Raw genomic sequence first — 12,752 nt, 5'->3', positions numbered from 1 at the left:
TCAATGCCCCAGCCAGATCCTCAAGGGATGCGTCGGATCTGCGAGCAGCCGGATCGCGAGCGCGATCGAGACGATGACGAGCAGCGGCTTGATGATCTTGGCGCCCTTGGCCATGGCATAGCGCGAGCCGACCTGGGCGCCGAGGAACTGGCCGAGGCCCATCAACAGGCCGACCTTCCAGAGGATGGCGCCGAAGAAGAGGAAGACGCCGAAGGCGCCGACGTTGGAGCCGAAGTTGAGGAACTTCGTGTGCGCCGTCGCCTTCAACACGCCGAAGCCGGCGAGGGTAACGAAGCCGAGCATGAAGAACGAGCCGGTGCCGGGGCCGAAGACGCCGTCATAAAAGCCGATTAGCGGCACCAGCGTCAGCGTGAAGACGAAGGGGGTGACGCGGCTGTGCTGGTCGACGTCGCCCATGTTCGGCTTCAGGCCGAAATAAAGCGCAATGGCGATCAGCAGAAAGGGCAGGATCGCCTTCAGCACGTCGCCGGGAACGATGGTTGCGAGCAGGGCGCCGAGCACGGCGCCGGCGGCCGACATCAGCGCCATCGGCAGCTGCTCTTTCAGGTTCACGTGGCCGCGCCGGGCATAGGACAGCGTGGCCGAGCCGGAGCCGAACAATCCCTGCAGCTTGTTGGTGCCGAGCGTCTGCAAGGGCGGGATGCCCGCAATGAGCATGGCCGGAATGGTGATCATGCCACCGCCGCCGGCGATCGAATCGATGAAGCCTGCGATGAAGGCGGCGACGAACAGGAAGGCGAGCAGGTGGAAGGCGAGATCTTGCACGGCGGGGACTCGAGAGGAGAGCTGTCAGGCGGGATTTTCCGCCTTGTGTCAGAGCCCGGCGCGATTTGCAAAGCCTTCTGTCGCGGTGTTGCGGTCCATGCAGGTGTCGAAATTGAAAAACCGACAAAGATTCAAAGCCTTGTTCCGGCTCGCTGTCTTTCTGGATGGAGGCGCTCTCGCCCGCATGGTGCCGAAGAAGGGCTGTCCTTGCGATACGGCAGGGGGAGACGAGTTTCCTCAAACGCGACATGGCGATGGCGCAATCCGGTTTGACCGGCCTTCCGCGCTCCGGTAAAAATGAAGGATATGCGACGGCGTCCGCTTTGGCGGACTGAAAGAGCGTCCGGTGCGGCCGACCCAGCCAGGGGGCCATCAGCCGGTGCTGTCCAGATCGGCCGGGACGGATCGTCCCAGCCGGCGCTTCGTTAAGGAGAACAACGAAGGGAGCCGGCCGCCGATGCCATCGGGCAAACACTCTGCACAGACGACGAAAGCAGGAGCCGGGCTGGTGCTCGGGCTCGGCTGCGAGCGTCGCACGCCGGCCGAAGAGGTGATCGCCCTTGCCGAGCGTGCGCTTGCCGATGCCGGTGCTGCGCCCGGCGATCTGCGGCTGGTCGCCTCGCTCGATGCTCGCGCCGAGGAGCCGGCGATCCTGGCGGCCGCTCAGCATTTCTCGGTTCCGGCCGCGTTCTACGATGCCGCCACGCTCGAAGCCGAAGCTTCCCGGCTCGCCAACCCCTCCGAGATCGTCTTTGCCTACACGGGTTGTCATGGCGTTGCCGAGGGCGCAGCGCTCGTCGGTGCCGGTCGCGAAGCCGTGCTGATTGTGCAGAAGATCGTCTCCGCCCATGCGACGGCCGCGCTTGCCGGGCCGGCGACCTTGCGCGCCGAAAAGCGCATCCAGGCGGCGGAGGCTGTCTGATGCATTCTTATGTTGTTGAATTGAATCAATCTTTTGCCCGGGGTTTCTCTCAGGTGGAATCCGGTTCTTTAGAGAGCGCGTCAGGCGTGCCGTTGGGTGGCGCCGAAATACAGGTGGGACAGCACGCATGATCGACGACCTCTTTGCCGGATTGCCGGCGCTCGAAAAAGGTTCGGTCTGGCTGGTCGGCGCCGGCCCCGGCGATCCCGGCCTGTTGACGCTGCATGCGGCCAATGCGCTGCGCCAGGCGGATGTGATCGTGCATGATGCGCTGGTCAACGAGGATTGCCTGAAGCTCGCGCGGCCGGGCGCCGTGCTGGAGTTTGCGGGCAAGCGTGGCGGCAAGCCGTCGCCGAAGCAGCGCGACATCTCGCTTCGCCTCGTCGAGCTCGCGCGCGCCGGCAACCGGGTGCTGCGCCTCAAAGGCGGCGATCCCTTCGTCTTCGGTCGCGGTGGCGAGGAGGCGCTGACGCTGGTCGAGCACCAGGTGCCGTTCCGCATCGTGCCCGGCATCACCGCCGGTATCGGCGGGCTTGCCTATGCCGGCATTCCCGTGACCCATCGCGAGGTCAACCACGCGGTCACTTTCCTGACTGGCCATGATTCCTCCGGCCTGGTGCCGGATCGCATCAACTGGCAGGGCATCGCCAGCGGCTCGCCTGTCATCGTCATGTACATGGCGATGAAACATATCGGCGCGATCACCGCCAACCTCATTGCCGGCGGCCGCTCGCCGGACGAACCGGTCGCCTTCGTCTGCAACGCCGCGACGCCGCAGCAGGCGGTGCTGGAAACGACGCTTGCGCGTGCAGAGGCCGATGTTGCGGCGGCAGGGCTGGAGCCGCCGGCGATCGTCGTCGTCGGCGAGGTGGTGAGGCTGCGCGCAGCGCTCGACTGGATCGGCGCGCTGGACGGGCGCAAGCTTGCCGCCGACCCGTTCGCCAATCGCATTCTCAGGAACCCGGCATGAGCGGATTGCTGATTGCCGCACCCGCGTCCGGCTCCGGCAAGACGACGGTGACGCTCGGGCTGATGCGCGCCCTGAAGAGGCGCGGCGTGGCGATCGCGCCCGGCAAGGCGGGGCCGGACTATATCGATCCCGCTTTCCACGCGGCAGCGACCGGCGAGCCCTGCTTCAACTACGACCCCTGGGCGATGCGCCCGGAACTGCTGCTTGCCAATGCGTCGCATGTGGCCTCCGGCGGGCGCACATTGATCGTCGAGGCGATGATGGGACTGCATGACGGTGCTGCCGACGGCTCGGGAACGCCAGCGGACCTCGCCGCGACGCTGAACCTTGCGGTCATTCTGGTGGTCGATTGCGCCCGCATGTCCCAGTCGGTTGCCGCCCTCGTGCGCGGCTATGCGGATCATCGCGACGATATCCGGGTGGTTGGCGTCATCCTCAACAAGGTCGGCAGCGATCGGCATGAAATGATGCTGCGCGATGCGCTCGGCAAGGTGCGCATGCCTGTCTTCGGCGTGCTCCGGCAGGACAGCGCATTGCAACTGCCGGAGCGCCATCTCGGGCTCGTGCAGGCGGGCGAACACTCAGCGCTTGAGGGCTTCATCGAGGCGGCGGCCGCGCGGGTCGAGGCTGCCTGCGATCTCGACGCCATCCGCCTGATCGCGACGATTTTCCCGCAGGTGCCCGCGGCGGCCGATGCCGAGCGTTTGCGGCCGCTGGGTCAGCGCATCGCGGTCGCGCGCGATATCGCCTTTGCCTTCTGCTACGAGCACCTGCTTTACGGCTGGCGGCAAGGCGGCGCGGAGATTTCCTTCTTCTCGCCGCTCGCCGACGAGGCGCCGGATGCGGCAGCCGATGCCGTCTATCTTCCGGGGGGCTATCCGGAGCTGCATGCGGGGCAGCTGAGCGCCGCCGCCCGATTCCGTTCCGGCATGCATTTCGCGGCGGAACGCGGCGCCCGCATCTTCGGCGAATGCGGCGGCTATATGGTGCTCGGTGAAGGGCTTGTCGCTGCCGATGGCACACGCTACGACATGCTCGGCCTGCTGCCGCTCGTAACCAGTTTTGCCGAACGCAGGCGGCACCTCGGCTATCGCCGCGTCGTGCCTGTCGACAACGCCTTCTTCGATGGACCCATGACGGCGCACGAATTCCACTATGCGACTATCGTCGCCGAAGGGGCGGCCGATCGGCTGTTTGCGGTCAGCGACGCCGCCGGCGAGGATCTCGGCCAGGCGGGCCTCCGGCGCGGCCCTGTCGCCGGTTCCTTCATGCATCTGATCGACGTCGCAGGTGCTGCATGAGCGCACCGATCGTTCATGGTGGCGGCATCACCGAGGCCGCAACGCGCTATGGTGGCCGGCCCGAAGACTGGCTCGATCTGTCGACCGGCATCAATCCATGCCCCGTCGCCTTGCCCGCGGTCCCTGAGCGCGCCTGGCACCGGCTGCCGGATCGGCAGACGGTAGATGATGCGCGGAGCGCCGCCGCCGACTACTACCGCACCAACGGCGTGCTGCCTTTGCCGGTGCCGGGCACCCAGTCGGTGATCCAGCTCCTGCCACGTCTTGCTCCGGCCAACAGGCAAGTCGCGATCTTCGGGCCGACCTATGGCGAGTATGCCCGCGTGCTTGAAGCGGCCGGCTTTGCTGTCAATCGCGTCGCGGATGCCGACGCGCTCACGGCCGAACATGGGCTTGTCATCGTCGTCAACCCCAACAACCCGACCGGCCGCGCCTTGGCGCCGGCGGAGCTTCTGGCGATCGCCGCAAGGCAGAAGGCGAGCGGCGGACTGCTGCTGGTCGATGAGGCCTTCGGCGATCTTGAGCCGCAACTGAGTGTCGCTGGTCACGTGCCAGGGCAGGGCAACCTCATCGTCTTCCGCTCCTTCGGCAAGTTCTTCGGCCTTGCGGGCCTGCGCCTCGGCTTCGTCGTTGCGACCGAGCCAGTGCTTGCGTCCTTTGCCGATTGGCTCGGTCCCTGGGCTGTCTCCGGCCCGGCGTTGACGATCTCGAAAGCGCTGATGCAGGGCGATACGAAGGCGATCGCGGCGGGCATCCTCGAGCGTCGCGCCGGCCTCGATGCGGCTCTCGATGGGGCAGGGCTCAACCGTATCGGCGGCACGGGGCTATTCGCGCTGGTCGAGCATCCCAGGGCGGCTCTGCTGCAGGAGCGGCTCTGCGAGGCCCATATTCTCACGCGCAAGTTCGACTATGCCCCGACCTGGCTCAGGGTCGGTCTGGCGCCTGACGCGGCCGGTGACCGACGGCTGGCGGACGCGCTTGCCCGCATGGAGCTCTGAGGTGTCGGAGACGATCCTGCTCATTCTCGCGCTGGCGCTGGTGATCGACCGCGTTGTCGGCGATCCGGACTGGCTCTGGGCGCGCGTGCCGCATCCGGTCGTGTTTTTCGGCAAGGCCATCGGCTTTTTCGACGCCCGGCTGAACCGGGAGGACCTCGAGGGTGGTGCCCGCAAATTTCGTGGCGTCGTCGCGATCCTGCTGTTGCTTGGCATCAGCGCCTGGTTCGGCCATCTGCTGCACCGCCTGTTCGCCGTCCTCGGACCGCTCGGCTTTCTGCTCGAGGCGGTTCTGGTCGCGGTCTTCCTGGCACAGAAGAGCCTCGCCGATCACGTGCGTCGCGTGGCCGGGGGCTTGCGACAGGACAGGCTGGAAGGCGGACGTGCCGCCGTGTCGATGATCGTTGGTCGCGATCCAAAGACGCTCGACGAGCCGGCGGTCTGCCGTGCCGCGATCGAAAGCCTTGCCGAGAATTTCTCCGACGGCGTCGTGGCGCCGGCCTTCTGGTACGCGGTTGCCGGCCTGCCGGGGCTTCTTGCCTACAAGATGCTGAACACCGCCGATTCGATGATCGGCCACAAGTCGCCGAAATATCTGCACTTCGGCTGGGCCTCGGCCCGACTCGACGATCTCGCCAACCTGCCGGCAGCGAGGCTCTCGATCCTTTTGATCTCAGCCGGTGCGCTGATCCATCGTGGCGCCAGCGCCGCCAAGGATGCGCTGACCGTGGCCCTTCGCGACCATGGCCTGCACCGCTCGCCGAACTCCGGCTGGCCGGAAGCGGCCATGGCCGGCGCGCTCGATCTGCAGCTTGCCGGTCCGCGGATCTATGGCGGCGTCAAGGTCAGCGAACCGATGATCAACGGTCCGGGCCGAGCGGTTGCAACAAGCGAAGACATCGACGCCGGTATTGCTGTATTTTATGGCGCCTGTACGGTCATGGCCGGGTTTGTTCTTGCAATCGCAATGATTTGATCGCGGAAGTTGATCTTCGCATTAAGACTCTGCTTTCCATATGTATTAAGATCGTATCATATTCGATCAGTTATTCTCCTGGAACGTTTGGTTCCACCGGTACGTGTTCGTCTTCCCGGAGAGAGAAGCATGCGCAAAAGCTTTCTGACTGCGCTGATTGCCGCTCTGCTGCAGTTTGCCGTTCAACCCGCGAACGCCGCCAATCTCATTGCCGATATCAGCCTGTCGTCGCAGACGATGACCGTGCGGCAATACGGCGTCGTCATGTATCGCTGGAAGGTGTCGACGGCGCGCAAGGGCTATGTGACGCCACGCGGCAGCTGGAGCGCCAAATGGCTCTCTCGCAATCACCGTTCACGCAAATACGACGACGCGCCGATGCCATATGCCGTGTTCTTCAACGGCGGCTACGCCATCCACGCCACCTACGACATCAAACGCCTCGGCCGCCCGGCATCGCACGGCTGCGTGCGGCTCCATCCAAACAACGCGGCGGAGTTTTTTGCGCTGACGCGGGAACATGGGCTGAAGAACACGCGGATCGTAATTACGCGGTGACGCCTGCCTAGCCAGCCCCTCATCCCCCTGCCGGGACCTTCTCTCTGTTTTGAACGGGAGAAGGGATCCGAGGCACTATTTCCGCTTCATCGTCGAGCATTTCGTAAGAAGTGAACGGTAGAATGCGCGTCCCCATCTTCAACGTGATTGCTTGGCTTTCCTCGGGTTAAACCCGAGGAAAGGGCAATTCTGTCGGGCACTTGATGAGGCACCTAAGAGCCGCTGGCGACCGTCAGTCGATGCCTGCCACATGCATCAGCCGGTCGAGGCTCGGCACGGTGACGTGGCGGCTGTTTTCGATGCGGATGACGTTCTCCTTGCGGAGCTTGGTGATCTGGCGGCTGACGGTCTCGATGGTGAGGCCGAGATAGTCGGCGATGTCGGCGCGCGACAGCGGCAGGTCGAACACGTTCGAGGTGCCGTTTTCCGGGTCGATGTGAGTCGCGATGATGTAGAGGAAGCTTGCGACCTTCTCCTGCGCGGTCTTGCGGCCAAGGGTGAGCATCCAGTCGCGCGCTTCGTCCAGTTCCTTCAGCGCCTGCTCGTGCAGCCGGTGTTCCAGCCCGGGAGCCTCGGAGACCAGCCGCTCGATGACGTTGCGCGGGAAGCAACAGATGTCGGTGTCGACAGCCGCTTCCGCCGTCAGCGCGCTTTCGCGGGTGAAGGCCCGGCCCATGAAATCAGGGGCGAACTGCAGGCCGACGATCTGCTGACGGCCATCGGCCAGCACCTTGCTGAGCTTGACGACGCCGGAGATGATATTTGCGTAGCTGTCGGTGGTTTCTCCCTGGCCGATGACCTCGCGGCCGGGCTCGATGCTGCGGCGGGTGGAGTGACGGCTGAGGTCGAGAAGCTGATCCGGAGAGAGCGTACCGCAAACGCCGCCATGGCGCGCCTCGCAGGCGGAGCAGACGGCTGGAACGTCCGAATTATGGATATCCTTGCGGCGATGTTCGTTCACGATCTGCAATTCTTTCTACCTGCATTCCATTGCTCCCTGGATGACCAAAGAGGATGCGGGTCGTTAAATCAAGAGTTGACAGGTGCTAATTCCGAAAGCGCGAAACAATGTCTCATGCTGGCTTGAGCATTGTCAATTTTAACGTGTTAATTCGCCGACTTGATCAAAATCAAAGGCCTCATTGCCGATCCGTCCTAAGCCGTTTTCATGACAGCGGAGAGACTGATGGACGACGCGCTAATCCTCAAGCATGCGAATCCCGTGCCACGCTACACCAGCTACCCGACCGCGCCGCATTTTTCCGAAGCGGTGGGGCCGGTTGACTATCAAAGCTGGCTCGGGGCGATCGGTCCGGATGAGGCGATCTCGCTCTATGCTCACGTGCCCTATTGCGACCGGCTCTGTTGGTTCTGTGCTTGCCATACCAAGCAGACGCTGCGGTATGATCCGGTGGCAACCTACCTCACGGGCCTGCATCGGGAGATTGCAGAGATCGGCGGGCGGGTGAGCCGCGAAGCCAAGGTAACGGCCCTGCATTTCGGCGGCGGCTCGCCGACGCTCGTCAGGCCCGACGACCTGATCGCGCTGAAACGCGCCTTTACCGATCACTTCACCTTCGCGGCTGATTGCGAGATCAGCGTCGAGATGGATCCGAACGATCTCGACGAAGCGCGCCATGATGCGCTGGCGGGGATCGGTATGACGCGGGCGAGCTTCGGCATCCAGGATTTCGACCCCGTCGTGCAGAAGGCGATCAACCGCATCCAGACCTTCGAGCAGACGCGTGACGCGATCGAGGCATCACGGGTAAGGGGCGTGCATTCGGTCAATTGCGACGTGCTCTATGGTTTGCCCTATCAGAGCCTCCAGTCGCTTGAGCGCACCATGGAGGCAGTGCTTTCGCTCGACCCCGATCGCGTCGCACTCTTCGGCTACGCCCATGTGCCGTGGATGAAGACGCATCAGAAGATGATCCCGGACGAAAGCCTGCCCGGCATCGTCGAGCGCTTCGCGCAGATGAGCCGCGCGGCCGAAATGCTGGCTGCCGCCGGCTACGAGTCCATCGGCATCGACCATTTCGCGAAGCCCGACGACAGCCTGGCGCGGGCCAGCCGGGAAGGGCGTCTCCGTCGCAATTTCCAGGGCTATACCGACGATGCCGCCGAAACGCTCGTCGGGCTTGGCGCCTCCGCGATCGGCCAGTTTCGTCAAGGTTATGTCCAGAACATGCCGGCGACCGGTGAGTATCTGCGCCATGTTGAAAACACGGGGCTCGCTGCGGTCCGCGGTTATCGCTTCACACCGGACGACACTTTGAGAGCAAAAGTGATTGCCGACGTCATGTGCCGTTTTGCCTTCTCCTTTGCTGAGGTTGAGGAAGCGTTTCCCGGGCTGGCAGGGGCTGTGATCGAGGAGGCACGGCTGTTTCGGGCGCGCGACGTGGATGGGCTGACGACGATCGAAAACGGGGTTTTCCGCCTGACTGAACGCGGCAGGCCCTTTGCCCGCTCGGTTGCAGCCACCTTCGACGCCTATCTCGGCAACGGCCGGGGCCGGCATTCGGTGGCCGTCTGACCCCATGCTCTGTCGCAACACCGTTTTCCAATTCGAAAGCCTTTGCCATCAAGGCCATTGGCTTTTGCGGCGCATTTACCTATAGGATCGCCGAGACTCGACTTAAAATATTAGAGGTATGCGCGTGACAGCTACATTCGACAAGGTTGCCGACATTATCGCGGAAACGAGCGAGATCGATCGCGAGACGATTACGCCGGAAAGCCACACGATCGACGATCTCGGCATCGACAGCCTGGACTTCCTCGACATCGTGTTTGCGATCGACAAGGAATTCGGCATCAAGATTCCGCTCGAGCAGTGGACGCAGGAAGTCAACGAAGGCAAGGTTTCGACCGAAGAATACTTCGTTCTGAAGAACCTCTGCGCCAAGATCGACGAACTGCGGGCTGCCAAGGGCTGATCGGGCTTTCGCCCGAGCCTTGCCACTCGATTTCCAATGCCGCCCGTCGCGCCCCGCGCTTGACAGGCGGCATTGGCGTTTTTACTTGAGCCCGAAACCAACAGGGTGAGCCTCAATGCTCCTTGAATACTTCCAGATGATCGACCGTGTCGAAACGGTCGATCTTTCGGCTGGCCGGCTGACGGCGCGGTCCGTCGTGCCGGAGAAGAGCCCGGTGTTCGAAGGCCATTTCCCAGGCTACCCGCTGGTGCCCGGCGTGCTTCTGATCGAGACCATGGCGCAGGCCTCCGGTTTCCTGGTGCTCGCCGCCACCAATTTCGCCGCCATGCCCTTCCTGATGTCGATCGACGGCGCCAAGATGCGGACCTTCGTCGAGCCCTCGGCCGAACTCGAGATCGAGGCTTTCCTCGAGCATGAAGGTTCGGGCTTCGCCGTCACCAAGGCGAAGATCACCTCCGGCGGCAAGAAGGTCTGCGATGCCCAGCTGAAACTGAGAACGATGCCGTTCGATCAGGTTCCGCTCGGCGATATCGTGCGCAAGCGGGCTGGAGAAGTGGGTCTGATGGCGGCGCTTTCGGCGGCAGCCGGTTCGGAGAAGTAAGATGAGCAAATCTGCAAACGACGTTGTCATTACCGGCGTCGGTATCGTCACCAGCCAGGGCGTCGGCGTCGAGCCGCATCTGGCGCTGCTTACCGCCGGCACGTCGCCGGCCGTGCGCGTCGAGACCGAAAAGTTCAGCCCCTATCCGGTGCACCCGCTGCCGGAGATCGACTGGTCGCAGCAGATCGCCAAGCGTGGCGACCAGCGGCAAATGGAAAACTGGCAGCGTCTCGGCGTTTTTTCCGCGGGCCTGGCGCTCGATGACGCCGGTCTCAAGGACAATCTCGAAGCCTGCGGCAGCATGGACATGATCGTCGCTGCCGGCGGCGGCGAGCGTGACATCAACGTCGATTCGCTGATCGTCGACGAGGCGCTGAAGCGCAACGACCGCGAACAGCTCCTCAATGAAAAGCTGACGACCGAACTGCGCCCCACGCTGTTCCTGGCCCAGCTTTCGAACCTGCTCGCCGGCAACATCTCGATCGTGCACAAGGTCACCGGTTCGTCGCGCACCTTCATGGGCGAGGAAGCGGCCGGCATCTCGGCGATCGAAACCGCCTTTGCCCGGATCAAGGCCGGCCAGTCGACGCATACGCTCGTCGGCGGCGCGTTTTCGGCCGAGCGCCTCGACATCATGCTGATGATCGAGGCGATCCAGGGTCAGGCGACCGGTGACTGGCACCCGATCTGGTCGCGCAGCCGCGACAACGGCGGCGGCATGATCCCCGGGTCGGTCGGAGCCTTCCTGGTGCTGGAATCACGCGAGTACGCCGAAGCCCGTGGTGCCCGCATCTATGCGACGATCGACGCGATCGGCAGCGACCGCGGCAGCCGCGCTGACGGCAAGCTCGAAGCACGCCTTGCGGACCTTGCGAAACCGGCCGAAAAGCTCGACCCGGCAGGCACCGTGGTCTTTTCCGGCACGTCAGGCTTTCATGATCTCGTCGCCAGCGAAAAGGCGTTCCTGCAGGCCAAGCTGGCCGGCGCGCCGGTGCGTGCCTATGGCGGCATCGTCGGGCACAGCATCGAGGCGCAGTTTCCGGCGGGCCTCGCGCTTGCTGCACTCACGCTCGGCCACGGCGCCAAGGTGCCGGCCTTCGACGGCAGCTTCGAAAAGCCGATGACGGCGGCTGCCCGGTCGGCGGTCGTGACCACCGTCGGTCATTCACGCGGCGAAGGCGTCGCGGTCCTTTCGGCCGAATAAGAGGAACGATTGATGAGCAACGCTTACAAGGATCATCTCGGTCGTCCGATCGTCGCCGTCACTGGCATGGGCGTCATCACCTCGCTCGGCCAGGGGCTCGAGGACAACTGGTCGGCGCTGACCGGCGGCGTCTCCGGCATCCGCAAGATCACCCGTTTCCCGACGGAGGGTCTCAACACCCGCATCTCCGGCATGGTCGATTTCATCGAGGTGCCGGCGGCCAACTCCGTCGAGCGCTCCTACGCCATGGCGCGCGAGACGACGCTGGAAGCGCTGGCGCAGGCGGGGCTTTCCGGCGACTTCAACGGTCCGCTGTTTTTGGCCGCCCCGCCGATCGAGCCGGAATGGAGCGCGCGCTTCGAGCTTGCCGACCGCTCGCCGCCTTCCGAACAGCCGGGCGATGCCTACAACCGTTTCCTCGCCGCGATGCGCCAGAAGGCCGATCCGGTGTTCCATGAGGCCGTGCTCTTCGGCTCGATCTCCGAGCGCCTTGCCGATCGCTTCGGCACGCGCGGCCTGCCGGTGACGCTCTCGACGGCCTGTGCCTCGGGCGCGACCGCGATCCAGCTCGGCGTCGAGGCGATCCGCCAGGGGCGCACCGATCGTGCGCTGACGGTCGCGACCGATGGTTCGGTCAGCGCCGAAGCACTCATCCGCTTTGCGCTGCTTTCCGCGCTCTCCACCCAGAACGATCCGCCGGAGAAGGCCTCCAAGCCCTTCACAAAGGATCGGGACGGCTTCGTCATCGCCGAAGGCGCTGCGACCTTGGTGCTGGAATCGCTGGAAGCTGCCGTTGCCCGCGGCGCCCGTGTCTACGGCATCCTGAAGGGCTGCGGCGAGAAGGCCGATCTCTTCCACCGCACGCGCTCGTCGCCCGACGGCGGCCCGGCGATTGCGACGATCCGCGCGGCCCTTGCCGACGCCGGCATCGACGAAGGCGGCATCGGCTACATCAACGCGCACGGCACCTCGACGCCCGAGAATGACAAGATGGAATATCTGTCGATGTCTGCCGTCTTCGGTGAGCATCTGCCGTCGATCCCGGTCTCGTCGAACAAGTCGATGATCGGCCACACCCTGACGGCCGCCGGTGCGGTCGAGGCGGTGTTCTCGATCCAGACGATGCTGACGGGCACGCTGCCGCCGACGATCAACTACCAGAACCCCGATCCGGCGATCGTGCTCGACGTGGTGCCGAACGTGAAGCGCAGCCAGCAGGTGTCTGCGGTGCTGTCGAACTCCTTCGGTTTCGGCGGCCAGAACGCCAGCCTGGTGATGACGGCCGAGCCGGCTTGAGCCGGACCTGGTGAAACGAAATACCCCCCTCTGGCCTGCCGGCCATCTCCCCCAACAAGGGGGAGATCGACGCGCGGCCGGCCGATCGCTCCAATTACAAGGCCCGATTTAGGTGCTTTTCGTGAAGGGCAAAGGGGTGCCACATCCAATCTCCCCCCTTGTGGAGGAGATGCCCGACAGGGCAGAGGGGGGTAACGCGCCACT

Annotated in this window: 13 protein-coding genes; 11 read left to right on the top strand and 2 right to left on the bottom strand. The window is 64.3% G+C overall.

Annotated elements, in window-relative coordinates; all coding sequences use genetic code 11:
- Positions 1 to 786: a TSUP family transporter gene (locus IB263_RS08090; RefSeq protein WP_060584895.1), complete on the bottom strand. Its 786-nt coding sequence runs from the start codon at positions 784 to 786 to the stop codon at positions 1 to 3.
- A gap of 457 nt (positions 787 to 1,243) precedes the next feature.
- On the opposite strand from IB263_RS08090, the gene IB263_RS08085 reads away from it, so the two are divergent.
- From IB263_RS08085 to IB263_RS08060, 6 genes are all read left to right on the top strand, one after another.
- Entirely contained in the window at positions 1,244 to 1,708 is a 465-nt protein-coding gene (locus IB263_RS08085) for a cobalamin biosynthesis protein (RefSeq protein ID WP_112976536.1), read from the top strand.
- 130 nt (positions 1,709 to 1,838) lie between these two features.
- On the top strand, positions 1,839 to 2,678 hold the full coding sequence (cobA, locus tag IB263_RS08080) for a uroporphyrinogen-III C-methyltransferase (RefSeq protein ID WP_176960267.1): 840 nt from the start codon (positions 1,839 to 1,841) through the stop codon (positions 2,676 to 2,678).
- On the top strand, positions 2,675 to 3,979 hold the full coding sequence (locus tag IB263_RS08075) for a cobyrinate a,c-diamide synthase (RefSeq protein ID WP_192438211.1): 1,305 nt from the start codon (positions 2,675 to 2,677) through the stop codon (positions 3,977 to 3,979). Before cobA ends, IB263_RS08075 begins: the two co-directional genes overlap by 4 nt.
- Complete coding sequence (gene cobD, locus IB263_RS08070) at positions 3,976 to 4,977, top strand: threonine-phosphate decarboxylase CobD (RefSeq protein ID WP_192438209.1); 1,002 nt, start codon at positions 3,976 to 3,978, stop codon at positions 4,975 to 4,977. Before IB263_RS08075 ends, cobD begins: the two co-directional genes overlap by 4 nt.
- 1 nt (position 4,978) lies before the next feature.
- Entirely contained in the window at positions 4,979 to 5,950 is a 972-nt protein-coding gene (cbiB, locus tag IB263_RS08065; protein WP_192438207.1) for an adenosylcobinamide-phosphate synthase CbiB, read from the top strand.
- A gap of 129 nt (positions 5,951 to 6,079) precedes the next feature.
- Positions 6,080 to 6,508, top strand: a complete 429-nt coding sequence (locus IB263_RS08060; protein WP_034788308.1) for a L,D-transpeptidase — start codon at positions 6,080 to 6,082, stop codon at positions 6,506 to 6,508.
- Between the two features lie 232 nt (positions 6,509 to 6,740).
- Here the strand turns inward: IB263_RS08060 and IB263_RS08055 are convergent, their stop codons facing one another.
- Complete coding sequence (locus tag IB263_RS08055) at positions 6,741 to 7,478, bottom strand: Crp/Fnr family transcriptional regulator (protein WP_192438205.1); 738 nt, start codon at positions 7,476 to 7,478, stop codon at positions 6,741 to 6,743.
- Positions 7,479 to 7,694: 216 nt separating this feature from the next.
- Here IB263_RS08055 and hemN point away from each other — a divergent pair, with 216 nt between their 5' ends.
- The 5 genes from hemN (at position 7,695) to IB263_RS08030 (ending at position 12,548) form a co-directional block, all read left to right on the top strand.
- The gene (hemN, locus tag IB263_RS08050) at positions 7,695 to 9,044 is read left to right on the top strand and encodes an oxygen-independent coproporphyrinogen III oxidase (RefSeq protein ID WP_034788311.1); all 1,350 of its coding nucleotides are present in this window, start codon (positions 7,695 to 7,697) and stop codon (positions 9,042 to 9,044) included.
- Positions 9,045 to 9,162: 118 nt separating this feature from the next.
- Complete coding sequence (locus tag IB263_RS08045) at positions 9,163 to 9,447, top strand: acyl carrier protein (protein WP_089044188.1); 285 nt, start codon at positions 9,163 to 9,165, stop codon at positions 9,445 to 9,447.
- A gap of 115 nt (positions 9,448 to 9,562) precedes the next feature.
- On the top strand, positions 9,563 to 10,048 hold the full coding sequence (locus IB263_RS08040; RefSeq protein ID WP_192438203.1) for a 3-hydroxyacyl-ACP dehydratase FabZ family protein: 486 nt from the start codon (positions 9,563 to 9,565) through the stop codon (positions 10,046 to 10,048).
- Between the two features lies 1 nt (position 10,049).
- Positions 10,050 to 11,252 (top strand): beta-ketoacyl-ACP synthase, encoded by a 1,203-nt coding sequence (locus tag IB263_RS08035; RefSeq protein ID WP_113079775.1) that lies wholly within the window; start codon positions 10,050 to 10,052, stop codon positions 11,250 to 11,252.
- Between the two features lie 12 nt (positions 11,253 to 11,264).
- On the top strand, positions 11,265 to 12,548 hold the full coding sequence (locus tag IB263_RS08030) for a beta-ketoacyl-ACP synthase (RefSeq protein WP_060520623.1): 1,284 nt from the start codon (positions 11,265 to 11,267) through the stop codon (positions 12,546 to 12,548).
- Positions 12,549 to 12,752 lie beyond the last annotated feature (204 nt).

The organism is Ensifer sp. ENS03 (assembly GCF_014852035.1).
Classification (GTDB): Bacteria; Pseudomonadota; Alphaproteobacteria; order Rhizobiales; family Rhizobiaceae; genus Ensifer; species Ensifer adhaerens.
This window is presented reverse-complemented; position numbering and strand designations above follow the sequence as displayed.